26 protein-coding genes are annotated in these 23,515 nt (G+C 55.3%); 18 read left to right on the forward strand and 8 right to left on the reverse strand.

Features of this window, described 5'->3' with window-relative positions; all coding sequences use genetic code 11:
* Nucleotides 1-13 precede the first annotated feature (13 nt).
* The 3 genes from rlmC (at nt 14) to ACQG0S_RS07150 (ending at nt 3,374) form a co-directional block, all read left to right on the forward strand.
* Complete coding sequence (rlmC, locus tag ACQG0S_RS07140) at nt 14-1,141, forward strand: 23S rRNA (uracil(747)-C(5))-methyltransferase RlmC (RefSeq protein ID WP_046618486.1); 1,128 nt, start codon at nt 14-16, stop codon at nt 1,139-1,141.
* Between the two features lie 72 nt (nt 1,142-1,213).
* The gene (locus tag ACQG0S_RS07145; protein WP_063199656.1) at nt 1,214-1,921 is read left to right on the forward strand and encodes a response regulator transcription factor; all 708 of its coding nucleotides are present in this window, start codon (nt 1,214-1,216) and stop codon (nt 1,919-1,921) included.
* The gene (locus tag ACQG0S_RS07150; protein ID WP_023299687.1) at nt 1,905-3,374 is read left to right on the forward strand and encodes a sensor histidine kinase; all 1,470 of its coding nucleotides are present in this window, start codon (nt 1,905-1,907) and stop codon (nt 3,372-3,374) included. Before ACQG0S_RS07145 ends, ACQG0S_RS07150 begins: the two co-directional genes overlap by 17 nt.
* Nucleotides 3,375-3,449: 75 nt before the next feature.
* Here ACQG0S_RS07150 and artJ read toward each other — a convergent pair whose 3' ends face one another.
* The 6 genes from artJ to ACQG0S_RS07180 all read right to left on the reverse strand — a co-directional run bounded on the left by artJ (nt 3,450) and on the right by ACQG0S_RS07180 (nt 7,969).
* Nucleotides 3,450-4,181, reverse strand: a complete 732-nt coding sequence (gene artJ, locus ACQG0S_RS07155; protein ID WP_015571008.1) for an arginine ABC transporter substrate-binding protein ArtJ — start codon at nt 4,179-4,181, stop codon at nt 3,450-3,452.
* A 173-nt stretch (nt 4,182-4,354) separates the two neighbouring features.
* On the reverse strand, nt 4,355-5,023 hold the full coding sequence (artM, locus tag ACQG0S_RS07160; protein WP_022647579.1) for an arginine ABC transporter permease ArtM: 669 nt from the start codon (nt 5,021-5,023) through the stop codon (nt 4,355-4,357).
* Nucleotides 5,023-5,739, reverse strand: a complete 717-nt coding sequence (gene artQ / locus ACQG0S_RS07165) for an arginine ABC transporter permease ArtQ (protein ID WP_003858367.1) — start codon at nt 5,737-5,739, stop codon at nt 5,023-5,025. The genes artM and artQ overlap by 1 nt, the downstream gene beginning before the upstream one ends.
* A 6-nt stretch (nt 5,740-5,745) precedes the next feature.
* Nucleotides 5,746-6,477 (reverse strand): arginine ABC transporter substrate-binding protein ArtI, encoded by a 732-nt coding sequence (gene artI, locus ACQG0S_RS07170; protein ID WP_006174322.1) that lies wholly within the window; start codon nt 6,475-6,477, stop codon nt 5,746-5,748.
* An 18-nt stretch (nt 6,478-6,495) separates the two neighbouring features.
* Entirely contained in the window at nt 6,496-7,224 is a 729-nt protein-coding gene (gene artP / locus ACQG0S_RS07175; protein ID WP_006809439.1) for an arginine ABC transporter ATP-binding protein ArtP, read from the reverse strand.
* 226 nt (nt 7,225-7,450) lie between these two features.
* Nucleotides 7,451-7,969: a lipoprotein gene (locus ACQG0S_RS07180; protein WP_022647580.1), complete on the reverse strand. Its 519-nt coding sequence runs from the start codon at nt 7,967-7,969 to the stop codon at nt 7,451-7,453.
* 97 nt (nt 7,970-8,066) lie between these two features.
* Here ACQG0S_RS07180 and ACQG0S_RS07185 point away from each other — a divergent pair, with 97 nt between their 5' ends.
* The 3 genes from ACQG0S_RS07185 (at nt 8,067) to ACQG0S_RS07195 (ending at nt 10,102) form a co-directional block, all read left to right on the forward strand.
* On the forward strand, nt 8,067-8,390 hold the full coding sequence (locus ACQG0S_RS07185; protein ID WP_003858361.1) for a heavy metal-binding domain-containing protein: 324 nt from the start codon (nt 8,067-8,069) through the stop codon (nt 8,388-8,390).
* Nucleotides 8,387-9,217 carry an N-acetylmuramoyl-L-alanine amidase gene (locus ACQG0S_RS07190; RefSeq protein WP_046618480.1) on the forward strand — a complete coding sequence of 277 codons (831 nt, stop codon included), beginning with the start codon at nt 8,387-8,389 and terminating at the stop codon, nt 9,215-9,217. Before ACQG0S_RS07185 ends, ACQG0S_RS07190 begins: the two co-directional genes overlap by 4 nt.
* Before the next feature lie 261 nt (nt 9,218-9,478).
* A complete protein-coding gene (locus tag ACQG0S_RS07195; RefSeq protein ID WP_022647582.1) occupies nt 9,479-10,102 on the forward strand; it encodes a helix-turn-helix domain-containing protein in 624 nt (207 codons plus the stop codon).
* 3 nt (nt 10,103-10,105) lie between these two features.
* Here ACQG0S_RS07195 and ACQG0S_RS07200 read toward each other — a convergent pair whose 3' ends face one another.
* Nucleotides 10,106-10,738: a hypothetical protein gene (locus ACQG0S_RS07200; RefSeq protein ID WP_426750154.1), complete on the reverse strand. Its 633-nt coding sequence runs from the start codon at nt 10,736-10,738 to the stop codon at nt 10,106-10,108.
* The gene (locus ACQG0S_RS07205) at nt 10,738-12,300 is read right to left on the reverse strand and encodes an ExeA family protein (RefSeq protein WP_048966122.1); all 1,563 of its coding nucleotides are present in this window, start codon (nt 12,298-12,300) and stop codon (nt 10,738-10,740) included. The genes ACQG0S_RS07200 and ACQG0S_RS07205 overlap by 1 nt, the downstream gene beginning before the upstream one ends.
* Nucleotides 12,301-12,600: 300 nt before the next feature.
* Between ACQG0S_RS07205 and gspC the strand changes: the two genes are divergently transcribed.
* From gspC to ACQG0S_RS07265, 12 genes are read left to right on the forward strand one after another with little or no spacing between them, the layout of a single operon-like run.
* Nucleotides 12,601-13,332 (forward strand): type II secretion system protein GspC, encoded by a 732-nt coding sequence (gspC, locus tag ACQG0S_RS07210; RefSeq protein ID WP_032671003.1) that lies wholly within the window; start codon nt 12,601-12,603, stop codon nt 13,330-13,332.
* A gap of 13 nt (nt 13,333-13,345) precedes the next feature.
* The gene (gspD, locus tag ACQG0S_RS07215; RefSeq protein ID WP_023299693.1) at nt 13,346-15,268 is read left to right on the forward strand and encodes a type II secretion system secretin GspD; all 1,923 of its coding nucleotides are present in this window, start codon (nt 13,346-13,348) and stop codon (nt 15,266-15,268) included.
* A 14-nt stretch (nt 15,269-15,282) separates the two neighbouring features.
* Nucleotides 15,283-16,761 (forward strand): type II secretion system ATPase GspE, encoded by a 1,479-nt coding sequence (gspE, locus tag ACQG0S_RS07220; protein WP_058676879.1) that lies wholly within the window; start codon nt 15,283-15,285, stop codon nt 16,759-16,761.
* Nucleotides 16,761-17,969: a type II secretion system inner membrane protein GspF gene (gene gspF / locus ACQG0S_RS07225; RefSeq protein ID WP_155024278.1), complete on the forward strand. Its 1,209-nt coding sequence runs from the start codon at nt 16,761-16,763 to the stop codon at nt 17,967-17,969. Before gspE ends, gspF begins: the two co-directional genes overlap by 1 nt.
* Before the next feature lie 3 nt (nt 17,970-17,972).
* On the forward strand, nt 17,973-18,422 hold the full coding sequence (gene gspG, locus ACQG0S_RS07230; protein ID WP_038415752.1) for a type II secretion system major pseudopilin GspG: 450 nt from the start codon (nt 17,973-17,975) through the stop codon (nt 18,420-18,422).
* Complete coding sequence (gspH, locus tag ACQG0S_RS07235) at nt 18,422-18,907, forward strand: type II secretion system minor pseudopilin GspH (RefSeq protein ID WP_023299697.1); 486 nt, start codon at nt 18,422-18,424, stop codon at nt 18,905-18,907. Before gspG ends, gspH begins: the two co-directional genes overlap by 1 nt.
* Nucleotides 18,900-19,280: a type II secretion system minor pseudopilin GspI gene (gene gspI, locus ACQG0S_RS07240; RefSeq protein WP_022647591.1), complete on the forward strand. Its 381-nt coding sequence runs from the start codon at nt 18,900-18,902 to the stop codon at nt 19,278-19,280. Before gspH ends, gspI begins: the two co-directional genes overlap by 8 nt.
* Nucleotides 19,277-19,930, forward strand: a complete 654-nt coding sequence (gene gspJ, locus ACQG0S_RS07245) for a type II secretion system minor pseudopilin GspJ (RefSeq protein WP_169441022.1) — start codon at nt 19,277-19,279, stop codon at nt 19,928-19,930. The genes gspI and gspJ overlap by 4 nt, the downstream gene beginning before the upstream one ends.
* Nucleotides 19,927-20,937 carry a type II secretion system minor pseudopilin GspK gene (gene gspK / locus ACQG0S_RS07250; RefSeq protein ID WP_169441024.1) on the forward strand — a complete coding sequence of 337 codons (1,011 nt, stop codon included), beginning with the start codon at nt 19,927-19,929 and terminating at the stop codon, nt 20,935-20,937. Before gspJ ends, gspK begins: the two co-directional genes overlap by 4 nt.
* Nucleotides 20,938-20,952: 15 nt before the next feature.
* Nucleotides 20,953-22,086, forward strand: coding sequence for a type II secretion system protein GspL (gene gspL / locus ACQG0S_RS07255; RefSeq protein ID WP_063152058.1), 1,134 nt, complete (start codon nt 20,953-20,955; stop codon nt 22,084-22,086).
* Complete coding sequence (gene gspM, locus ACQG0S_RS07260) at nt 22,083-22,568, forward strand: type II secretion system protein GspM (RefSeq protein ID WP_022647595.1); 486 nt, start codon at nt 22,083-22,085, stop codon at nt 22,566-22,568. The genes gspL and gspM overlap by 4 nt, the downstream gene beginning before the upstream one ends.
* The gene (locus ACQG0S_RS07265; RefSeq protein WP_169441026.1) at nt 22,565-23,362 is read left to right on the forward strand and encodes a prepilin peptidase; all 798 of its coding nucleotides are present in this window, start codon (nt 22,565-22,567) and stop codon (nt 23,360-23,362) included. Before gspM ends, ACQG0S_RS07265 begins: the two co-directional genes overlap by 4 nt.
* Nucleotides 23,363-23,515: the final 153 nt, after the last annotated feature.

The following is a 23,515-nucleotide window of genomic DNA, read 5'->3' on the forward strand; positions in this document are numbered from 1 at the left end:
TTAAGGTTTTCATATGCAGTGCGCACTCTATGACGCCGGACGCTGCCGCTCCTGTCAGTGGATAGAACAGCCGGTCCCTCAACAACTCACCGCCAAAATGGCCGACCTGCAACAGCTGCTGGCAGCACACGCGGTGGGCGAGTGGTGCGCACCCGTCAGCGGGCCGGAGCAGGGCTTTCGTAATAAAGCCAAAATGGTGGTCAGCGGCAGCGTCGAAAAGCCGCTGCTGGGCATGCTGCACCGTGACGGCACGCCCGTCGATCTCACCGGCTGTCCGCTGTATCCCGCCTCGTTTGAGCCGGTGTTTACCGCCCTGAAACCCTTTATCGCCCGCGCGGGGTTAACGCCCTATAACGTTGCCCGCAGGCGCGGCGAGCTTAAGTACCTTCTGCTGACCGAAAGCCAAATCGACGGCGGGATGATGCTGCGCTTTGTGCTGCGTTCGGAAACCAAACTGGAGCAGCTTCGCGCGGTGTTGCCGTGGCTGCAGGAACAGCTTCCGCAGCTCAAGGTCATTACCGCTAATATTCAGCCGGTGCATATGGCGATCATGGAAGGAGAGAAAGAGATTTTCTTCACCGAACAGCATGCGCTGGCGGAGAATTTCAACGGCGTGCCGCTGTGGATCCGTCCGCAAAGCTTCTTCCAGACTAACCCCACCGTCGCCAGCGCGCTGTACGCGACCGCACGCGACTGGGTGCGTGCGTTACAGGTTCATCACATGTGGGATCTGTTCTGCGGCGTCGGCGGCTTTGGCCTGCACTGTGCCACGCCAGACATGCAGCTCACCGGGATTGAAATTTCTGCGGAGGCCATCGCCTGCGCGAAACAGTCCGCCGCGGAGCTGGGGCTGACGAATCTGCACTTCCAGGCGCTGGACTCGACCCGGTTCGCCACCGGCCAGGGCAACGTGCCGGAGCTGGTGCTGGTGAACCCGCCGCGCCGGGGTATCGGCCAGGCGCTCTGCGACTACCTGAGCCAGATGGCGCCGGAGTACATCGTCTACTCCAGCTGTAACGCGCAGACCATGGTGAAGGATATCGCCAGCCTGCCGGGCTACCGCATTGCGCGCGTTCAGCTCTTTGATATGTTCCCGCACACTGCGCATTACGAAGTGCTGACGTTGCTCGTGAAATCTTAAACAAAATGTGAACTCTTCCCCCGCTCGAAATCAGGTAAGCTTACGTCATAACAAATGATTGAAGGCTTACCCATGAAGCAGATCCTGCTGGTAGAAGACGACCACGATATCGCGGCACTCCTGCGTCTTAACCTGGAAGATGAAGGCTACGCCATTACCCACGAGCCGGACGGGGGAAAGGCGTTACCGCTTCTGAAAAAACAGCCGTGGGACGCGGTGATCCTCGATCTGATGCTGCCGAATGTTGATGGTCTGGAGATTTGCCGCCGTATCCGCCAGATGACCCGCTACCTGCCCATTATCATCATTAGCGCCCGCAGCAGTGAAACTGACCGTATTACCGGCCTGGAAACCGGGGCGGATGATTATCTGGCAAAACCTTTCTCGGTGCAGGAGCTGATTGCCCGCATTAAGGCGCTGTTTCGTCGTCAGCAGGCGATGGGCCAGGCGCAGACGGACGGCATTATTCAGGCGCACGGTCTGACTATCGATCCGCTGGCGCGCACCGTGCGTCTTAACGGTCAACACGTCGATCTCACCCCGCGTGAATTTGAACTGCTCTATTTTTTTGCCCGCCATCCCGGAGAGGTCTTTTCACGGCTGGCATTGCTGGAGCAGGTGTGGGGGTATCAGCACGAAGGCTACGAACACACCGTCAACACTCATATTAACCGCCTGCGCATCAAAATAGAGAAAGATGCCGCCGAGCCGGAGATCGTTCGCACCGTCTGGGGCAAAGGCTACAAATTTGCGGAGCAGAATCATGATGCGTCGCTTTAGCCTGAGCCAGCGCCTGACGCTGCTGTTTACGGTGTTACTGCTGCTCTGCGCCACCGTCGCCTGTGCGGTACAGCTCTACGTTAGCATGCAGTACGGCAATGCGATGGTGCAGCGTCTCTCCGGCGGGCTGGCGCAGCAGATTGCGCAGCGGGAAGCGATTCTGGATACGCAGGGCAGGGTGGATCGCAGCGCCTTAAAGCCGCTGTTCGACCGGCTGATGACCTTTAATCCGAGCGTCGAGCTGTATGTTGTCTCGCCTGATGGCGATATCCTGGCCGATGCCGCCCCGCCGGGGCACATTCAGCGGCAAAAAATTGACCTCGCGCCGATACAGAATTTCCTGAGCGGGACGGTGATGCCGGTGTTTGGCGACGATCCCCGAAGCCAGAATAAGAAAGTCTTCAGCGCCACCCCGCTGCGGCAGGACGGCGAGCTGAAGGGGTATCTGTACATTATTTTGCAGGGGGAGGAGTCCAACGCGCTGGCGGAGATGGCCTGGCACAAAGCGCTCTGGAGTACGGCGCTGTGGTCGATGCTGCTGGTGGCGCTGTTTGGTCTGCTGGCGGGGCTGCTGCTCTGGTACTGGGTGACGCGCCCGGTTAAACAGCTCACGCTGGACGTGGCCGGGCTGGAGCAGGACAGCATCAGCGCGATTAAGCAGCTGGCGGCCCAGCCGCTCGAGCCTGCCGGCCAGGATGAAGTGGCGATCCTGCGCAATACCTTTATCGAGCTGGCGCGCAAAATCACCTCTCAGTGGGATCGGCTGGCCGACAGCGACCGCCAGCGCCGGGAGTTTATCGCCAACATTTCGCACGACTTACGCACCCCGTTGACGTCGCTGCTGGGTTATCTGGAAACGCTGTCGCTGAAATCCGCCACGCTGTCGCCGCAGGAGCATCAGCAGTACCTCGCTACCGCGCTGCGTCAGGGGCAAAAGGTACGCCATCTGTCGCAGCAGCTGTTCGAGCTGGCGCGTCTTGAGCACGGCGGCATCAAGCCCCAGCGCGAGCGTTTTGCCATGGCTGAACTGATTTCCGACGTGGCGCAGAAGTTTGAACTTACCGCCCGCACGCGCGAGGTGAACCTGCGTATTGATGTACCGGGGCGATTGCCGCTGGTGAACGCCGACGTGTCGATGATCGAGCGCGTGGTCACTAATCTTCTGGATAACGCCATCCGTCATACGCCGAGCGGCGGAGAAATTCGTCTGGCGGTCTGGCAGGAGAATGAACGACTTCAGGTCGAAGTGGCAGACAATGGTACGGGCGTAGATGCCTCGCTGCGCGACGATTTGTTCCAGCGACCGTCAGCGTTAAATCCTCAGGCGTCGCGGGAGAACCGTGGGGGATTAGGGCTGTTAATCGTGAAGAGAATGCTGGAGCTGCACGGTGGCGGGATCAGGCTGATGGAGTCCGTGAGCGGGGCGCGGTTCAGGTTCTTTGTGCCGCTATGAGAAATTGCCGGGTGGCGCTGCGCTTTCCCGGCCTACAGACCACCCCCGTAGGCCAGACCACCCGGCAAAAAGAGATTACTGCGGGAACCACTGCTCGCTGATTTTCTGGTATGTGCCGTCAGCTTTGATCGCTTTCAGCGCGCCGTTCAGTTTTTCCAGCAGGGCTTTGTTATCCGGACGTACCGCGATGCCGAGGCCGGTACCAAAGTATTGCGGATCGGTCACTTTCTCCGTCGCTGTACCCAGCTGCGGATTGGTTTTCAGCCACTCATTCACGACCGCGGTGTCGCCAAATACGCCATCGATACGGCCATTTTTCAGGTCGATAATTGCGTTCTGGTAGCTGTCATAGGCCACGGTTTTCACTTCAGGATGCTTGTCCTGGAGATATTTCTGGTGCGTGGTGCCGTTTTCCATGCCGATGCGCTTGCCTTTCAGTTCGTCGAAAGACTTATAAGCTCCTTTCTTCGCAATCACTACCGCAGAGTTCGCGTAGTACGGGTCGGTAAACGCGACCTGCTTGCTGCGCTCTGGGGTGATATCCATGCCGGAGATCACCGCATCGTATTTTTTAAATTTCAGGGACGGGATCAGGCTGTCAAACGCGTGGTTAGTAAAGGTGCAGTCGGCCTGCATCTGCTTGCACAGCGCTTTCGCCAGGTCAATGTCAAAGCCGACGATCTGGTTGCTGGCATCCAGCGATTCAAACGGCGGATAGGTGGCAGAAACGCCAAAATTGATTTTATCTGCGGCGGATGCGCCTGCGGCGAAGGTTGCGAGTAATGCGGCCAGAACTAACTTTTTCATTGTAATGCTCCCGTCTGTCTTATTTATGCGCCGTGTCTGCGGCCTGGATATACAATGCCATCTAATGAATTTATATTCAATAAAAATGATTAAATATTAGCTTTATTGCAAAAAAAAGCGGATAACCCATCAGGTTACCCGCTCAATGAATACCGTTTTATGCATTGGCGTGATTAATTCCTGCGCTCAAACGCCAGCGCCTTACGCTCGATAAGACGCATCATCAGCGTCAGCAGACCGTTGACCACCAGATAGACCAGACCCGCCGCACCGAACACCATCACGTCGTAGGTACGTCCGTACAGCAGCTGCCCGTGGCCCATCACTTCCATCAGGGTGATGGTGTAGGCCAGAGAGGTGCTTTTGAACACCAGAACGACTTCGTTGGAATAGGAAGAGAGCGCACGCTTAAAGGCGTATGGCAGCAGGATCGCCAGCGTGTCCTTCTTGCTCATGCCCAGCGCACCGCAGGACTGCCACTGGCCTTCCGGGATCGCGCGGATCGCGCCGTAAAACAGCTGCGTGGTATAGGCCGCGCTGTTCAGTGAGAGAGCTATCAGGGCGCAGAGCCATGGCTCAGAGAGCAAATGCCAGATAACCGGATATTCCTGTAACGACGGGAACTGCCCTGGACCGTAGTAAATCAGAAAGATCTGCACCAGCAGCGGCGTACCGGTAAAGAGCGTAATGTAGCCACGGACAATCCACACCAGCACCGGCGTTTTCAGCGTCAGGACGATGGTGAAGAACAGCGCCAGGATCAGCGCTACGATGATAGACGCAACGGTCAGCGTCAGGCTGGTGTGCAGCCCTTTCATCAGTTCGGGTAAATAATCCAGCATCAGCCTGGTCTCCGTTCAAAACGCGTTGCGCGCAGATCAATACGCTTCAGAACGTACTGGCTCAGCAACGTGATCACCAGGTAGATAGCCGCCGCGACGATGTACCAGGTAAATGGCTCCTGCGTACGGGTGGCGATACTTTTGGTTTGCAGCATTAAATCGTTCACGCTGATCAGGCTCACCAGCGCGGTATCTTTCAGCAGTACCAGCCACTGGTTGCCCAGCCCTGGCAGGGCATGACGCCACATCTGCGGCATCACCAGGCGGAAGAAGATCGCCGCTTTCGACAGGCCCAGCGCCTGACCGGATTCCCACTGTCCCTGCGGTACCGCTTTCAGCGCGCCGCGCAGCGTTTGTGACGCATAGGCCGAATAGAGCAGGGAGAGCGCAATTACGCCGCACAGGAACGGGCTGACGTCGAAGTTCTCAATCTGCATTTGCACCGGGATCTGCGCAAAGCCGAGATTAATCGTAAAGCCGTCCGACAGCGTTAACAGCAGCTGTGAGGAGCCGAAATAGATAAACAGGACCACCAGAATCTCCGGCAGTCCACGCAGCACAGTTACCAGCGCTGAACCGAGCCATGCGACAGGGCGCCACTTAACGGACTCCCACACCGCAAAGAACATCGCCAGTACGAGGCCGATAATCAGTGCACAAACGGCAAGGCCGACGGTCATCCCGGCGGCGCTTGCTAAAGGAAAAATTTCATTCATCAGGAATTACTTCTGGAACCATTTTTTGTAGATGGTTTCGTAGGTGCCGTCTTTCTTCACTTTTTCCAGCGCAGCGTTGAATTTCTGCTGCAGCTCGGTGTTGCCCTGACGTACGGCAATACCCAGACCTGTACCGAAGTAGTCTTTATCTGTCACCTTGTCACCCACGGCGGCCAGCTTGTCGTTCGCTTTCAGCCATTCAGTCACGACAGCCGTGTCCCCGAACACCGCATCGATACGGCCGTTTTGCAGGTCCAGCTTCGCATTCTGGTAGCTGTCATACGGCACGGTGGTGATTTCCGGGTGCTTATCCATGATGAATTTCTGGTGCGTGGTGCCGTTCTGCACGCCGACTTTCTTGCCTTTCAGCAGGTCAACGGAGGCGTATTTACCTTTCTGACCAATGAACAGCGCCGAGTTGTCGTAGTAAGGGGTGGTGAACAGAACCTGCTTTTCACGCTCCGGAGTGATGTCCATACCGGCCATCACGGCGTCGATACGGCGGAACTTCAGGCTTGGGATCAGGCTGTCGAACGCCTGGTTGCTGAAGGTACAGGTCGCGTCGATCTCTTTACACAGGGCATTTGCCAGGTCCACGTCGAAGCCAACAATCTTGTTGTTCGCATCAATGGATTCAAACGGAGGGTAGGACGCTTCAGTGGCGAAACGGATGGTCTGGGCTGCGGTAGCGGAAAGGCTGACGCTAGCAAGCAGCGCGGCAATCAATACTTTTTTCATTATAATTTCCCTAACACATCAGTGTGATAAGTAGTTTTTGAAGGCATCGGTTTGCGGGTTGGTGAAGCAGCTCGCATCACCTTGCTCAACAATATACCCGTTTTCCATGTAGACCACGCGGCTGGCGGTTTTGCGCGCCACTTCCACCTCGTGGGTCACGATGACCTGGGTAATGTTGGTTTCCGCCAGTTCACGAATGATACTCACGATCTGGGCAGTAATTTCCGGGTCCAGCGCTGCGGTTGGTTCGTCGAACAGCAGCACCGCTGGCTCCATCATCAGCGCACGGGCGATCGCCACACGCTGTTGCTGACCACCAGAGAGATGCAGAGGATAACGGTCGCTGTACGGTTTCAGACGCAGACGTTCCAGCAGCTTTTCAGCTCGCGCCATCGCCTGGTCTTTGCTTAAGCCAAGCACGCGGCACGGGGCTTCAATCAGGTTTTGCACCACTGTCAGATGCGGCCAGAGATTATATTGCTGGAAAACCATGCCCACGTTTTGACGCAGTTCACGAATCGCTTTATCAGAAGGGGTTTTCGCGAAGTCAAAATGGTTACCGGCGATGGCCAGCGTTCCCGAACGGGGCATTTCAAGCAGATTTAAAACACGCAGAAGGGAGCTTTTTCCCGCACCGCTTGGGCCGAGCAAAACCAGCGTTTCGCCCTCCGGGCAGCTCAGCGTAATGTCGAACAGCGCCTGGTGTGCGCCGTAGAAGCAGTTAATGCCGTTTAGTTTAATACTCATCGGGGCAGTCTTTACTCATCCAGGCAATCTATAGCAATTGAGGCCGCAGATAGTACCGTTGACAGAATAGTTATGCAATATTTCTGCGTTAAAAGTTAAATATAACCCGTGTTTCCTCTTAAACATAGCACAAAATAGCGACGGGAAAGGGGGGCGAGAATAAATGTCGGCATTCCGCATGAAATGCCGGACATTTTACGGGGTTAACGTTTATTTAACGTATGCGTTAGCGGTTCTCAATCGACTGGCGAAGGGTGCCCGCCGGAGCATGAACGCTGCCGCCAATGTAGCGCACATCATCTATTGCCCAGCACTGGCCTTCACGGATCATCAGCACCTCATCCTGCCAGGTTTGCGTCCCCTGGGTTAGCTTCACGCGCAGAGGAATATTCCGTGCGTCGGTATTCGGAATGGTGGACGCGCTGGCGACGTCGGCGCTGTCCGGCAGCGTGGCGCGGCTGGAGAACGGATCGGATGAAAGCAGCGCGTTTTGCTGCGGATCGCGCGAGGCGTCATTAAGCAGTTTCGCCAGATTATCGCTCAGGTACGGGCGCAGGGCGGTGAGGTCATTACCGCGATGCTGAATGCGGTAATCATAGAACTGTTGCGCCACGGCGTCCGGGCCGCCCTCAATGCAGGGGCCGCTGCGGGAACCGATATCCTTAAAGGCTGGCGTGACCGGCGTAGTGCAGGCGCTGAGCACCAGCGCGCAGGGCACTAAAAGCGTTAAAGCAGAGTAGCGCATGTTGATTTCCTTATTTATTAACTATCCTTTCAATCATAGCGTAACGAACCGATAATGCAGTTGCTAACGCATTGAACGCTAAAGACGGAGAGGAAGTATGCAATTTTCAACAACACCAACCCTGGAAGGTCAACCCATTACCGAGTACTGCGGCGTGGTCACCGGTGAGGCGATTCTGGGCGCCAACATCTTCCGGGACTTCTTTGCCGGCATTCGGGATATCGTCGGCGGGCGCTCCGGTGCCTACGAGAAAGAACTGCGTAAAGCGCGTGACATTGCGTTTAAGGAGCTGGGCGAGCAGGCCAAAGCGTTGGGCGCGGATGCGGTGGTGGGCATTGATATCGACTACGAAACGGTCGGGAAAGATGCCAGCATGCTGATGGTGAGCGTAAGCGGCACGGCGGTGAAAACCCGTCGATGAAGCGTTCGCTCTCAACCCTCCTGCTGGCATTATTGCTGGCAGGATGCGCCTCGGAAGAGGGCATTGTTGATAAAGGCGCGTACGAACTTGATACGCGCCATCAGGCGCAGGCGGCCTACCCGCGCATAAAGGTGCTGGTGATCCATTACACCGCCGATGATTTCGACACCTCGCTTGCGACCTTGACCGATAAAAACGTCAGCTCTCACTATCTCATCCCCGCAAAGCCCCCAGCTCCGCAGGGCAAACCGCGTATCTGGCAGCTGGTGCCGGAGAGCGAGCTGGCCTGGCATGCAGGTATTAGCTTTTGGCGTGGGACCAACCGCATAAATGATACCTCCGTCGGCATTGAGCTGGAAAACCGCGGCTGGCGGAAAACCGATGGCGTGAAAACCTTTACCCCCTTCGAACCGGGGCAAATTGCGGCGCTGATCCCGCTTGCCAGAGACATCATCGCCCGCTACGACATTAAACCGCAGAACGTTGTGGCCCATTCGGATATCGCCCCGCAGCGTAAAGACGACCCTGGCCCGCAGTTTCCGTGGCGCGAGCTGGCGCAGCAGGGCATCGGAGCCTGGCCCGAACCGGCACGGGTAAATTTTTATATCAACGGGCGACCGCATTATCAGCAGGTTGATACCGCAGCACTGCTCGATCTGCTGGCGCGCTACGGTTACGAGGTGCCAGAAAACAGCACGCCTGCACAGCAAAAACGCATCATCATGGTGTTCCAGATGCATTTCCGTCCGCAGTTATGGAATGGCGTAGCGGATGTTGAAACCATGGCGATTGCCGAAGCACTTTTAGAGAAATACGGGCAGGGGTAAACCTTTGGCTTACCCCCAAATGAGTATATTTCCGCAAGTTTCTATTAGATTAATCCTAAGTACAATCTCATTTCATTTTTAGTTAATTGACTTAAAATTATTCGGATTTAAGATGGACACATAGCACGCTAAGCAATTTAGCGAATAAAAAACTTTACTCTTTTTTTTATTCTTGAGTTTTTCATCAGGAAAATATTTATGGTTCGGTATGAATGCCGTTGCCATGTTTTTTTAAAATCACATCTTAAAACGGGTATAACAATGTTAAGCATCTATGGAAAAAAATTACGTCCGCAACATGAAATGGAAAAGATTATTTCTGCAACCTCATGCGTTGAAGAAAGAACGTTAAAAAAATGGCAGAAGATTTCCACTGCTGATTCCGGTTTAATTCATATTATTGTCAGCGGCGAAGTCGAATTTCGACGTGACTCTGACGAACTGTGCTTGTTCACCGTTACCGGGCAATGCATTTTCGGCCTGTCGTCGATGTATTACAACGCCACCCATATGTACGGCCTTGTTCGGTCGAATACAGTTGTTCGCTCGATCAAGAAAGAGGTCTTCGCCCAGCTGATGACCGAGAAAAATCTGTGGCCTGAACTGACAAAAGTGCTTTCCTGGTACATATGCCTGATGAGCAAGCGCGATGATATTCTGGTCGCTCGCAGCGCATATTCTGTTGTTCGTGAATTTTTATATGAGATCAACGACCTGATTGTACAGCATCAGCGTGATATTAACGTTTATGATTACATTCAGGAATACACTAACCTGGCACGTAGCACCATTATTAAAATCCTCTCCGATCTGAAAAAAGGTCAATATATTGTGGTGGAAAAAGGTCGACTGCTTAACCTCACCGCACTGCCTGAAAAATATTAATGCCTACTCCCGCCGGTCTCCTTTATCACTGAAAGGGGAACGGCTGTTTTCACTGTTTTTAACACTTGCTTGTGAATTATTCTGCGTTTCGTCAACCGGCGGTGCGGGAATTTTTCCTTGAGAATAATCCTGCTCCTGCTCTTTTAATGCCTGTTTAAATAATTCCGTTAATGATGACTCTTCACTGCTCGTGCTGGCGGGGGCGGTATAGTGCTCATGCGCCTCAGTTCCGGGTAGGGTATCCCGCGAGGGGCCTTGCGGCACCGCGCCGTCGGGCGCCTGCTGCCAGTCGGCATCATCACTGATGATCGGCAGATCCTGCATCGGTGGAACATCAACAGGCACTGGCGCAGCTTTAGGCTGCGGATGCGGGAACGGTTTACTCACATACACGTAGTGCATCTCCGAAAGCTGGGTTTCCGGTTTGGCAACGCTGGCGTTGACCGGTTCAGGCGCCGGGTGGCGCATGTTCCAGTAGACATGCATATACAGGCCGACAACCAGCATGGCGCAAAGGCCGACCATCCATAATGCTGTTTTGCCGAATACGTTTTTCAGGCTGGGGAGGCGGTACGAAAACCAGACCGCTTCCCCGGTTGTATAGCTGCGCTGGGCCGCAAGGCAGATGGTCGACATTAGGCTTTCTTCTCCTGCATTTTTGCGTCCGGGGTAGTGCGGGTGGCCTGAATCAGTACGCTCGGCGTGCTGTTGGTTACGCGCATCAGCTGCATCAGCGTTTCTTCGCCGGGGATGCCATCCACGTGCAGATGCATTTTTTGCTGAAACTCACGGGTGCGTTTCATCATCTCAGCGGTCCAGATCCGGGCATGCGTTTCGGGCTGGTTCAGCGCCAGGCTTAACTGCTGATCGAGCCAGGCCATGTCTTTGCTGTCGCTGGCCGCGCCGATCGCGTCTTTTCCTTCCGGTGTCAGGCGGTGCAACTGGGTGAAGTTGCCGGTCGCATGCCGGTTAAACCAGCTTCGGCTCACCTGCCAGGTCCGGTTATTCATTAACAGGTCAATTGATGTATCTCCGACCCTGGCGACCACCGCATAGTTAAGGTGACCGCTGGTTTTCAGTTCACTGACCCACGGATACCCTTCCTGCGCCAGCGTCTCCGGCGACGCGTTCCCCTGTTTACACATCAGGTTCACTTTAGCGGCATTCTGGCACAGCGCATCTTCGGCCGAGGCGTCATATCCCCACATCAGATAGAGCTGGTGCATCGCATCCGGCTGATTAACCATTTCATTGTCGATAACCGGCACCACGGGCGCCTCCGTTTTTCGCGTCGGCTGTTTCCAGCTGACGGGGACCGGCAGCTGGATGGGAAGATGCCCGCTGATGGATGAGGTTAAATACCAGCCGCAGGCGGCAAACAGCACCGATGCGAACAGCCCCACGGTTGCCAGACGCTTACCGTGTTTTTTCGCGGGCAGGATCTCTCCCGCCGCCAGGCGTAAATGACGCGGGCTGACCTGCGACGCGCGTTCCGTCCAGGCGGCGAGCATTGACAGGTGCGCCAGTTCGTTAAGTTTGCTGATGTTGCCTTTGGTCAACGTGTGCATTTTGCGCACGCGGGCCGGCGTTAACGGCGAATTTTCACAGCCGTGTTCTTCGCATTGCGCCTGCACATAGCCCAGGAATTCGCGGCAGGTCAGGGGGCGCAGGACATGACGAGTGTGTGTATATTCGCGCAGTTCAGGTTGCTTAAGCAGGATTTCCTGATCCGCAGTGCCCGTCAGCACCACGGAGAGCCGGAAGTTCAGCTCCTGGGCTCGCGTGAGCAGCGTACCCAGGACTTCACGGCAGCTCTCTTTCATGGCTTCGGCGTGTGAAATCACCAGCACTCTGGTTTTCGCTTTTCCCTCGTGCCACTGGCGCAGGATGGCATCCACCGCCTGCAGGCGATTCTTGCTCTCTTTCGTTACCGGATTGAGCTTGTACAGCAGGCTACTGGCACTCAGTTTGGGAAACGCATTGATAACAAGGACGTTACTGTGGCGGGTTTTTAGCGCATCGCTGAAGTGACCCAGAAGCGGGGCGTCGTCGCAAAAGAGCCCGATAATTCCCGCCTGCTGGGTTTTCTCTTTCAACAGGTTGAACACATCCTGATGATAAGGCACCAGAAAATCCCCGGATAAACGGGTGATCGATCTGAATGGCGGATTTTTAAAATTAAAGTGGCTCTGATACATAACGACTTACCGTCTCTGATTAGGAATAGCAACAGCATCAGAAAGTAAGGTAACGCCCCTGAACGGTCAATTTGCAAACAGGGTAAAAATATCCTGCTGGCAGCGTCTAACATTTGGATTTTATACGGTCAATATTTTTCTTTATGAAAGTTAGCGGCGAAGTCAGTGGTCGCATTTGCACCAGCTTATTACTATTTTCATCCATATTGGCGCAGTATGACGCTGCTTATTTTTGCTTTGCTATAGGCCGGATAAAAAATGAGGTTCTCATTTCTTTCACGGTGGATAACGCCTTGTATTATGTTTGTGCTGCTGATCTTTTGCGGCCAGCAAGGGTATCTCACCTTTAAAGATTATAAAAAAGTTATGAATAAGTTGGCTAATGCCGATCAACAGCCGCTGAAAAAAACGCGCGAAGAGAAATCCTTTTCGCTATTTACGGCAGCCGTGCGTCAGGAAATCTTACCGGGTGCGGTGAAAGCCCCGCTGGCAGCTGAAATCGAAGGTATTGTGAACAGCGATGACGCCTGGCTCTCCTTTGCTGTCATCAAAACGCCAGGCGGTCAGAGAAGCTACCGTGAGGGTGAACCTCTCTCTGGATTTAACGACGCATTTATTCAGGAAATAAACAAAGATAATGTGGTGGTTAATTATGAAGGTACTACGCAGGTTCTGGCATTAAATAAACCGGACTATTTTAAGGGTGGCGTGGATAGCGGCCCGGTAACGAAATCGACAAAAGATGTTGGCGCAGAGAGTGTGCATCTTGATGATTATCTGGTGTTAAAACCCATAATTGAAAAGGGCCGACTGGAAGGCTACAGGATAAACCCAAGGAATGCCTCCGCCTTTTACAGCCAGTCAGGTCTGGTAAAAGGCGATGTGGCGGTTCAGGTTAACTCTGTCGATATGACCGATGAAGCAAAAGCGAAAAGCATTATTGCCAACTGGTCAAAAATGAAAGAAGCGGAGGTCATCGTACGACGTCACGCTCACCTTGAAAATATTCGGATTAATGTTCTAAACAATTAAAAAGTGTGCAGACATGAAAAAAATTCCCTGGGCGTGCGTGGCGCTGACCGCACTGTCGTTATATTCCAGTTCGCTGCTTGCAGCTAACTTTAGCGCGAGTTTTAAAAATACTGATATTCGCGAGTTTATCGATACGGTAGGCCGAAATCTCAATAAAACCATTCTGGTCGATCCGTCCGTCCAGGGAACCGTCTCGGTCCGAACCTACAACGTGCTGACGGAAGATGAGTACTATCAATTCTTTCTGAGCGTGCTGGATCTCTACGGCCTGTCGGTGATCCCGATGGACAACGGCATGGTCAAAGTGGTGCGCTCAAGCGTGGCGCGTACCGCAGGTGCGCCGCTGGCAGACAGCAAAAATCCGGGCAAAGGTGACGAGATCATCACCCGCGTGGTGCGCATGGAAAACGTGCCTGTTCGTGAGCTGGCCCCGCTGCTGCGTCAGCTCAACGATGCCACCGGTATCGGGAACGTGGTCCACTTTGAGCCGTCCAACGTCCTGCTGTTAACCGGTAAAGCCTCGGTGGTGAACCGGCTGGTGGATCTGGTGCAGCGCGTCGATAAAGACGGCATCCAGCGTCGCGAAATCATCCCGCTGCGCTTTGCGTCCGCCAAAGAACTCTCGGAGATGTTGAATAACCTCAACAATGAAGAACAGAAAGGGCAGAACGCGCCGCAGCTGGCGACTAAAGTCGTCGCGGATGACGAAACCAACAGCCTGGTGATCAGCGGCGCGGAAGATGCGCGGGCGCGCACCCGTTCCCTTATTCATCAGCTGGATCGTGAGCAGAATAACGAGGGCAATACCCGCGTCTTCTACCTCAAGTATGCCAGCGCCACCAAAGTGGTGCCGGTTCTCACCGGGATTGGTGAGCAGCTGAAAGACAAGCCGGGTGCGGCCAAAGCGAAATCCGCGAGCGCCTCAACCGATCTGAATATTACCGCCGACGAGTCAACCAACTCCCTGGTGATCACCGCACAGCCTAACGTGATGAACTCCCTCGAGAAAGTGATCGACAAGCTGGATATTCGCCGTCCGCAGGTGCTGGTGGAAGCGATCATTGCCGAAGTGCAGGACGGTAACGGCCTGGATCTTGGCGTGCAGTGGACCAGCAAGCACGGCGGGGTGCAGTTTGGCTCCACCGGCCTGCCAATCAGCCAGATTAAAAATGGCACCATGAAAGGGGCAAGTTTCACTGGCCTTGCGACCGGCTTCTTTAACGGTGACTTCGGTGCGCTGGTGACCGCGCTTTCCACTGACGGCAAAAATGACATCCTCTCCACGCCAAGCGTGGTCACGCTGGATAACAAAGAAGCGTCGTTCAACGTCGGTCAGGATGTGCCGGTGCTTTCCGGTTCGCAAACCACCAGCGGCGACAACGTCTTTAACTCGGTTGAGCGTAAAACCGTAGGGACCAAGCTGAAGATTGTGCCGCAGATTAACGATGGCGACATGATCCATCTGAAGATTGAGCAGGAAGTGTCGAGTGTCGACAACAGCGCGACGGAAGACTCCAGCCTCGGCCCAACCTTCAACACGCGCACGATTAATAACGAAGTGATGGTCCACAGTGGCCAGACGGTGGTGCTTGGCGGTCTGATGGAAAATGTGACCAAACAGTCCGTGTCCAAAGTGCCCCTGCTCGGCGATATCCCGCTGGTCGGTCAGCTGTTCCGCTACACCTCGCAGGATACTTCCAAACGCAACCTGATGGTGTTTATTCATACCACCGTCCTGCGTGACGACGACAACTACAGCGCGGCCTCGAAAGAGAAATATGACCAGATCCGGGTGCGCCAGATGCAGCGAGTGGAGGAGAAAAAGCTCGGTATTGTTGAGCCGACTGACAACGCCGTCCTGCCCGCGTTTCCCTCTGCAAGCACTGGCGCCGCACCGGTGAAAACCAGCGCCACGCGCAATCCGTTTAAAGAATAGCGCGGAGGGGTAACGTGGACGAACTGAGTAAAACACTGTGTAGCAGCAGCTACGCAAAAGATAACGGCGTTCTGTTTTACAACAATGATGTCTATATCCGGGACGACACTCCTGCGCATGCTCTGCTGGAGGTGCGCCGGGTGCTGGGCCGTGCTTTCATCCCCGTCACTGTGACGCCGGAAGCGTTTGACGAGATGCTGGCCAAAATCTGGCAGCAGAGCAGCGGCGTGTCGCAGCAACTGGTGGACGACATGGACGCGGATATCGATCTGATGGCCTTAACCGAGGAGATCCCGGATAACGAAGATCTGCTCGATAACGACGAAAACTCACCGGTGATCCGCCTGATCAACGCCATTCTCGGCGAGGCGGTGAAGGACGGCGCGTCGGATATTCATATCGAAACCTTCGAGCGCACGCTGAGCATCCGCTTTCGTGTTGACGGCGTGCTGCGCCCGGTGTTGCAACCGGCGCGTAAGCTCGCGCCGCTGCTGGTGTCGCGTATTAAGGTGATGTCGAAACTCGACATCGCCGAGAAACGTCTCCCCCAGGATGGACGTATCTCCCTGCGCATTGGCCGTAAGGCCATCGACGTGCGTGTGTCGACCATTCCGTCTCAGTACGGCGAGCGCGTGGTCATGCGCCTGCTCGATAAAAGCAATCTCAAGCCCGACATCAACAAGCTTGGGCTGATTGATGAAGAGCTGGAGAAGCTGAAAGGGCTGATTGACCGCCCGCACGGGATCATCCTCGTTACCGGCCCGACGGGTTCCGGTAAAAGTACCACGCTGTACGCCATTCTTTCGGCGCTGAACGGTCACGAGCGCAACATTCTGACCGTGGAAGACCCGATCGAATACGAGCTGGAAGGCGTGGGGCAGACGCAGGTTAACCCGCGCGTGGACATGACCTTTGCCCGCGGGCTGCGCGCGATTCTGCGTCAGGATCCGGACGTGGTGATGATCGGGGAAATTCGCGACGGTGAGACCGCCCAGATCGCGGTGCAGGCGTCGCTGACCGGTCACCTGGTGATGTCGACGCTGCATACCAACAGTGCCGCAGGGGCGATAACCCGTCTGCGGGATATGGGGCTGGAGTCGTTTTTAATCGGTTCATCGCTGCTCGGTGTCATTGCCCAGCGTCTGGTGCGTCGGCTGTGTACGCACTGCCGGACCACCAGTCCGCTGGATGCCAATGAAAAAGCGTTGTTCAGCTTTATGGACGCGCCGCCAAAAGCGATTTATCGCGCGGTGGGGTGTGAACACTGCCGTCAGAGCGGCTATCAGGGCCGCGCCGGTATTCATGAGTTTCTGGTGGTGGACAGTACCATGCGCCGCGCCATCCATGAAGATAAGGACGAAATGTCCATAGAAACGCAGCTCTTTAAGCAGGCCTACAGCCTGCGTGAAAACGGGCTGCTGAAGGTGATTAGCGGCGTGACGTCTCTGGAAGAAGTCATGCGCGTCACCGCCGAGCGTGGGGGGGATGCGTAATGGCTTTCTACGCCTGGACGGCGACGAGTGCCGCGGGAAAAACCCAGCGCGGGACGTTACAGGCCGAGGGACAGAAGCAGGTTCGCCAGTGGCTTCGCGAGCAAAAGCTGATGCCCGTGAGTATCACCGAAACCCGCGAAACGGCGACAGGCGGGAAAGCGAAAACCGGGGCGAAGCTCTCTACCCCGGTGCTGTCGATGTTTACCCGCCAGCTTTCGACGCTGGTGAACGCCGCGCTGCCGCTGGAAAGTGCGCTGAAGGCGATCTCTAAGCAGACGGAAGATAAAAAGCTGGCGGCGATGGTGATGGAGATCCGCGAGAAGGTGGTCGAGGGGCATACGCTGTTCGACGCCTTTAGCCAGTTTCCACGCACCTTCGACAAACTCTACTGCACGCTGGTGATGGCCGGTGAGAAGACCGGCCATCTGGGCGACGTGCTGGAGAAGCTGGCGGAGTACAACGAGCAGCGCCAGAAGATGAAAAGCAAGCTGACGCAGGCGATGGTCTACCCGATTACCCTCACCGTGGTCGCTATCGCGGTGATCGGCATTCTGCTGGTGGCGGTGGTGCCGCAGGTGATTGAGCAGTTTACCCACATGAAACAGCAACTGCCGATCACCACCCGGACGCTGATTGCGGTAAGTGATTTCCTGCAAGCCTGGGGTATCTGTATTGTCGGCAGCCTGGCGGGGGCGTTCGTCGGCTTCAAAACCTGGGTGCGAAACGTGAAAAACCGTTTTCGCTGGCACAGCTGGCTGGTGAACGGCTCGCCGATTAAAAAGCTGGTGTGCGCCATCAACAGCGCCCGCTATATCCGTACCCTGAGCATTTTGCAGGCCAGCAGCGTGCCGCTGCTGGAGGGGATGTATATCGCGATGGACGGTATTGAAAATCTCTATGCCCGTCAGGTGCTTGAGCAGGCCGCCGATACCGTACGTCAGGGGGCGTCGCTGTATGCGGCGCTGGAACAGGCGAAATTATTCCCGCCAACCATGCTGTATATGATTGCCTCCGGTGAAGAGAGCGGGGAATTAGGTAATTTAATGGATCGCGCTGCAGAAAATCAGGAATCGGCATTACAGCATCGAATTACATTAACGCTGTCGGTATTTGAACCGGCGCTGGTGGTATCCATGGCGACGATTGTTTTATTCATCGTTCTTTCAATATTACAACCGCTTCTGCAACTTAATAATATGGTAGGTTAAATCATGGCTCTAAAACGTAAAAACCTGGCTCGCCAGGCGGGCTTCACATTGCTCGAATTAATGGTGGTGATTGTTATTCTTGGCGTTCTGGCGAGTATGGTAGTGCCAAACTTAATGGGTAATAAAGAAAAAGCGGATACGCAAAAGGCGACCAGCGATATTGTCGCGCTCGAAGGCTCGCTGGATATGTATAAGCTGGACAACCACCGCTACCCGACCACAGAGCAGGGTTTGCAGGCGCTGGTGACGAAGCCGGAAATCGCACCAATCCCGAACGGCTATCGCACGGATGGCTATATTCGCCGCCTGCCGCAGGATCCATGGGGCAGCGATTATATTCTGGTCAGCCCAGGTGAACACGGTGCGGTGGACATTTTCTCTGCGGGTCCGGACGGCGAAGCGAATACTGCCGATGACATTACCAACTGGTCTCTGGATAAGAACGAGAAGTAATGAAAAATCAACGCGGCTTTACGTTGCTGGAAATTATTCTGGCGCTGGTTATATTTGCCAGCTGCGCCATGATGGTGGTGTCCACCATTCCTTCGCGCAGCGGCGCGGATATATTTGGCCAGCAATTAAAAGCGCTCGTTGATTATGGTTCAGACCGTGCGGTGATGGACGGAAATATTGTCGGGCTGGTGATCGCCACTGATAAATATCAGCTGGTGACGATCGCGGATAAAAATGGCGAGCGTCACTGGGTGCCATTATCTGCCGGACGTATTACCACCAAAGGTGATTTTCCGGAAGAGATGCACGTGTCGCTCTCGCCGCAGCGCCTGGCCGCGACGGTGGCGTCCGAGCCACAGGTGATCTTTTTACCGGACGGTGAAATCAGCCGCTTTACGCTGACGCTGCAAAGTTACGACAAACAGCACCATTTCCGCGTGGTGTCGCAGGGTGCGGCGCCGGTATCGGTAGAAAACGATGGCTAACGACAACACAAAGCAAAAGGGGATGACGCTGCTGGAGGTGATGGTCGCGCTGGTGATTTTCTCCACCGCCGCGCTGGCGCTAATGAACTCGGTCTCCCTGAACGTGCGTTTTACCCATGGTCTGGCCGATACCTTGCAGGCCAGTTGGGTGGCGGAAAATCAGCTGGCGGAAGCGCAACTCACCAAAACCGACTTCCCGGATGCTGAGCAGCAGGGGACGGAAATCATGGGCGGGCGCAGCTGGAACTGGCGTAAGCAGCGGGTGAAAACCGCCGACAACGGCTGGGCGAACTCCATTCGCGTCTATGCGGAAGGCGATGAGAGCCAGCCGGTTATTTCCCTGCACATCATTCCGCCGGGAGAGAGCAAGTGAAGAAAACGCGACGCCAGCGCGGATTTACCCTGCTGGAGATCATGATTGCGCTGACTATTTTCGCGGTAATCAGCACCCTGGCCTGGCAAATTCTGGACGGCGCGATGCGTACCAGCTCGGCCACCGATGCCAGCGCCGCTAAGCTCAACCAGCTTCAGCGCGGCTGGAGTCTGATGGAGCGCGACTTTTTCCAGCTACAGGCGCGAGCGCCGCGTAATGAGCCAGATCTGTTCCGTCAGGAGGGCGATGCCCTTGAACTGACCACCCTGAATGGCGTGAGCGGAACGGTCCAGCTGGAGCGCGTGCGCTGGCGGCTGGAAGAGGGGCGTTTGTACCGCGACGTCTGGCCGGTCATTGACGGCCCGGTGGACGTTAAGCCTGACGAAGTGCCGATTGTCAGCGGCGTAAAAGCATTGCAGTGGCGGTTTTATCGTCAGGGCTGGCAGACAGCCTGGCACGACGCCGCCCATCTGCCGGACGGCGTGGAGGTTACGATGACGATGGAAAACGGGGATACCTGGCGCTGGGTGTTCACCACGCCGGGGGATATGCCGGAGGTGGCCGCTGCCGCTGCCCCAGAGAAAGCCGCCGACGCGCCTGCGACGACTCCGGACGCAACCCCTGCGCCTTCGCCGGAGACCAGACCATGAACCGAATCCGTCAACAAAAGGGCGTCGCCCTGCTGGTGGTGCTGATTTTGCTGGTGATGATGTCGGCGCTGGCCGCCAAAATCAGCCAGCAGTTCTGCCGTAATTTGCAGAAAACGCATTATCAGATAAGCCAGCAGCAGCTGCGCTGGGCGATGCAGGCCCAGGAAAAAGTGGTGAAGGACAGGTTACAGACCGATGCCAGCGGCGAGAGCAAGCCGCTGGCGCTGGATGGCGACTGGCATCAGCCGCTGGAGACGCAGGGAGAAGACTACACGGTCGTGAGCCAGGTGGAAGACGCTCAGGACTGCTTTAACGTCAATAACCTGTTGACCGCCGACGTCGCGCCCCAGGGGCAAAGCGCTCCCGCGGTGGCGGAAAAACCGCGTAAAGAGCGGATTGTTGAACAACTCCTGACGGAAAGCGGGCTCAGTCCGGGCACGGCGGAGGCGGTCTATTTCCAGCTGGTGGATTATCTCGATGGTGACAGCACCACGGCGAAAGAGGGTGCCGAAAGCGATGCGTGGGCTGGCGTCGTGCCCGCCCGGCAACCGGCAAACCAGATGATGCGCAGCATCGCGGAGATCAAACTGCTGCCAGCGTTCCCGGTTACGGCATATCCGAAGGTGAGCAAGCTGTTATGCGCGCTGCCGGACGCCGCCAGCAAGGTGGACGTTAACACCCTGCAACCGGAACAGGCCATGGTGCTGGCGGCCATGTTTCCGGGAAAATTCACGCAGGATGACGCGGTTCGTCTGCTGGATACACGTCCGGAATCGGGCTGGGAAAATATGGACGCGTTCAGCAAAGCGCTGGAGCAGACCTTCCCGCAGTTAAAAGACGATCTCCCGCAGGTGGCAGATCAATTTTCTATAAACAGCCGGTACTTCCGCGTGAATTACAGCGGCAATACCGATGAATTAACGCTTCGCGTGGTCAGCCAGCTTCAGATGAATAACGAAGCCGGTGAGATCGTGACGTGGCAGCGTCGTTACCGAATGATTGAATAAGAAAAGTAGAACGTTATGAAACAGGTACTTTTTGTTCGCCCCGACAGCCGCGAGGGCGGGAAAATAATGTGCTGTGAGTCTGGCAGCGAGCGCGTCGAGGTGCTCGACAGCCTGGAGATGCTGGCCGAACACCCGCTGGCTACACGCGTTTGTCTCCTGCTGCCCGCCAGCGACATGATTTTCCGCCATTTCACGCTGCCGAAAAAGGTGGCTTCTCAGGCGATGGCCTTCTCGTGGATGGCGGAAGAGACGCTGATTGGCGACGTGGACAACCTCCACTGGACAGTGCTCTACAAAAAAGGCGCTGACGTCGACGCCGTTGCCATTGACGCCGACCGCCTGCGTGCGGCATTGACCCGCTGTCACGAGGCCGGATTAAACGTGATTCAGGCCCTGCCTGATGCCTGGCTGCTGCCCGTGGCGGCAGGGGGCAGCACGCTGGTCGCACAGGATAAAGGCTACTGGCTGCGTTTATCTCCCCACGTGGCGGGTGAAATGGAGGGAACCCTGCTGCCGCTGTTGATGCAGAAAGCCGGAGACCGGGAAGTGTGTTGCTACGGCGACGCGCCCGCGGACGTTCACGTTGACGTACAGCATGCCTGGCAGCACCCGCTGGTGCTGATCCAGCCGCAGTGGAAAACCTGTCGTGTGAATCTGCTTCACGGTGAATTCAGCCTTAAGGCCGGTCATGGCCAGGCCGCAAAAAGCATGAAAGCAGCGATGATAGCGGCGGGCCTGCTGTCCGTTGGTCTGCTGCTGGGGCCGCGCATTGCGATGGCCTGGATGCTGGTGCAGCAGGAAAATCGGGTTCAGCAGGAGATCGTTCAGGTTTATCAGCACCATTTCCCCAGCATGCGCCAGCAGACCAATATCAAATATCACTTTGGCCAAAGCCTGAAAAAACAGAGCAAGGGGTTCTTTCTTCAGCTTGAGGAGCTGGAGAAAGCCCGGCAGTCAGTCCCTGCGATGGAGATCGATCTGCTGGAATACGATGCGCAGCAAAACACCCTGACGCTGAGCGTTAGCGCGCAAAGCCAGCCCGCGTTGCAGGCGTTTGTGAACCAGACCAGTGAGAATTTTGATTTTACCTTACAACCTGTTTCAACAACCGAACCGTATACCGCCATGATCGCAGGGAAACATAAATGAAAGAGCGAATCGCGCAGCTGAAATCACGCTATCAGAATTACAGCGCTCGGGAAAAAATCATTTTAAAAATATGTGCCGTTGCCATTGTGGGGGCTGCGGTGTATTACACAGGAGTAATTCCCCTGGATAATATGATCCAAAATAGTAAATCGACGCTTAAAAGACAAAAAGAGACGCTCAACTGGATGCGCAGTGAAATTGATAAAAATCATCTTCAGGTCCAGTTAGTTAAAACGAATAATCCGCGTACGGTGGTCGAGAACAGCGCTCATGAAATTAATCTTTCACTGACGGATGTGCGCCAGGAGGGGCAAACTTTATCGTTCGTGGTGAATCGGGTAAATGTATATGAATTAAAAAGCTGGCTGCGTGAAATTAATCAGACCTCCGGCGTGACATTGCAAAAAATAAACCTCACGCCGGTTGACCACCTCAGCGATGTGAAAGCACAGGTGCAGCTTACCTGGTCAAAAAGCGCATGAATACCTTCACGCTGATGCGGGAGGCCTGTCCGCTCGGTTTCCCGATGATGAGTGCTATCCTGGGCGGGATTATGGGCAGTTTTCTCGGCGTTGTTGCCGAGCGCGTACCGGGAATGGTGATGGATGAGGAGGGGAGCGGCAATCTGCTCTTTCCTGCCTCGCACTGCCCGGTGTGTCAGCACACGCTTGCTGCATGGGAAAATATCCCGCTGCTCAGTTGGCTGTTATTACGGGGGCGCTGCCACCAGTGCGGCAGCGCGATCCCGCTGCGACTCTTTATGGTGGAACTGTTCTCCGCGCTGTTTTTTGGCATCACGGCCTGGTGCATGCCGGACGTTCAGGCGCTGTTCTCTTTGTGGTTACTGGCGGCTTTTTTACTGCCGCTGGCCATGATCGACTGGCAGCATCAGTTGTTGCCGGACTGCCTGACCCAGCCGCTGCTGTGGGCGGGGTTAGTGCTCCATGCTATTGACCACACATTGCCGCTACGCGATGCGCTGTTTGGCGCGGTGGCGGGCTATCTGTCGCTCTGGCTGCTCTACTGGGCTTTTCGTCTGATCGCCGGACGAGAAGGGCTGGGTTACGGGGATTTTAAGCTACTGGCGGCGCTGGGCGCCTGGTGCGGCTGGCAGGCATTACCCTCCATTGAACTGGCGGCAGCGTTAAGCGGTATTGTCGGTTATTTCGCCGTCAATAATTTAAATAAAAATAACCTCACTATTTCTTTTGGTCCTTACCTCGCCTTTTCTGGAATCGTGGTGTTTATTAGTCAGCAGTTTGCTTTCATATTTTAAATATACTGGTCAAGGTTTTTTATAAATCTTTTTGATGCTGGGAGAGAAGGACGACTCTTTACACTCGGTGTATCGTAGGAGATATAAGCTACACGGGATTTGGCTTGTATCTTTTTATGGAGGAATACAGCGCAGCAACAATTTTTTGTTCAC

It is taken from the genome of Enterobacter cloacae complex sp. 418I7 (assembly GCF_050030705.1).
GTDB classification, from domain to species: Bacteria; Pseudomonadota; Gammaproteobacteria; order Enterobacterales; family Enterobacteriaceae; genus Enterobacter; species Enterobacter intestinihominis.

Coding starts and splice junctions, on each gene's coding strand:
- artI (WP_006174322.1), bottom strand. CDS start 6,477: ATGAAAAAAGTATTGATTGCCGCGCTGCTTGCTAGCGTCAGCCTTTCC.
- ACQG0S_RS07205 (WP_048966122.1), bottom strand. CDS start 12,300: ATGTATCAGAGCCACTTTAATTTTAAAAATCCGCCATTCAGATCGATC.
- rlmC (WP_046618486.1), top strand. CDS start 14: ATGCAGTGCGCACTCTATGACGCCGGACGCTGCCGCTCCTGTCAGTGG.
- ACQG0S_RS07180 (WP_022647580.1), bottom strand. CDS start 7,969: ATGCGCTACTCTGCTTTAACGCTTTTAGTGCCCTGCGCGCTGGTGCTC.
- ACQG0S_RS07145 (WP_063199656.1), top strand. CDS start 1,214: ATGAAGCAGATCCTGCTGGTAGAAGACGACCACGATATCGCGGCACTC.
- artM (WP_022647579.1), bottom strand. CDS start 5,023: ATGCTGGATTATTTACCCGAACTGATGAAAGGGCTGCACACCAGCCTG.
- gspL (WP_063152058.1), top strand. CDS start 20,953: ATGAAACAGGTACTTTTTGTTCGCCCCGACAGCCGCGAGGGCGGGAAA.
- ACQG0S_RS07190 (WP_046618480.1), top strand. CDS start 8,387: ATGAAGCGTTCGCTCTCAACCCTCCTGCTGGCATTATTGCTGGCAGGA.
- ACQG0S_RS07265 (WP_169441026.1), top strand. CDS start 22,565: ATGAATACCTTCACGCTGATGCGGGAGGCCTGTCCGCTCGGTTTCCCG.
- artP (WP_006809439.1), bottom strand. CDS start 7,224: ATGAGTATTAAACTAAACGGCATTAACTGCTTCTACGGCGCACACCAG.
- gspM (WP_022647595.1), top strand. CDS start 22,083: ATGAAAGAGCGAATCGCGCAGCTGAAATCACGCTATCAGAATTACAGC.
- gspK (WP_169441024.1), top strand. CDS start 19,927: ATGAACCGAATCCGTCAACAAAAGGGCGTCGCCCTGCTGGTGGTGCTG.
- artQ (WP_003858367.1), bottom strand. CDS start 5,739: ATGAATGAAATTTTTCCTTTAGCAAGCGCCGCCGGGATGACCGTCGGC.
- gspG (WP_038415752.1), top strand. CDS start 17,973: ATGGCTCTAAAACGTAAAAACCTGGCTCGCCAGGCGGGCTTCACATTG.
- ACQG0S_RS07185 (WP_003858361.1), top strand. CDS start 8,067: ATGCAATTTTCAACAACACCAACCCTGGAAGGTCAACCCATTACCGAG.
- gspF (WP_155024278.1), top strand. CDS start 16,761: ATGGCTTTCTACGCCTGGACGGCGACGAGTGCCGCGGGAAAAACCCAG.
- gspC (WP_032671003.1), top strand. CDS start 12,601: ATGTTTGTGCTGCTGATCTTTTGCGGCCAGCAAGGGTATCTCACCTTT.
- ACQG0S_RS07195 (WP_022647582.1), top strand. CDS start 9,479: ATGTTAAGCATCTATGGAAAAAAATTACGTCCGCAACATGAAATGGAA.
- gspH (WP_023299697.1), top strand. CDS start 18,422: ATGAAAAATCAACGCGGCTTTACGTTGCTGGAAATTATTCTGGCGCTG.
- gspD (WP_023299693.1), top strand. CDS start 13,346: ATGAAAAAAATTCCCTGGGCGTGCGTGGCGCTGACCGCACTGTCGTTA.
- ACQG0S_RS07200 (WP_426750154.1), bottom strand. CDS start 10,738: ATGTCGACCATCTGCCTTGCGGCCCAGCGCAGCTATACAACCGGGGAA.
- artJ (WP_015571008.1), bottom strand. CDS start 4,181: ATGAAAAAGTTAGTTCTGGCCGCATTACTCGCAACCTTCGCCGCAGGC.
- gspI (WP_022647591.1), top strand. CDS start 18,900: ATGGCTAACGACAACACAAAGCAAAAGGGGATGACGCTGCTGGAGGTG.
- ACQG0S_RS07150 (WP_023299687.1), top strand. CDS start 1,905: ATGATGCGTCGCTTTAGCCTGAGCCAGCGCCTGACGCTGCTGTTTACG.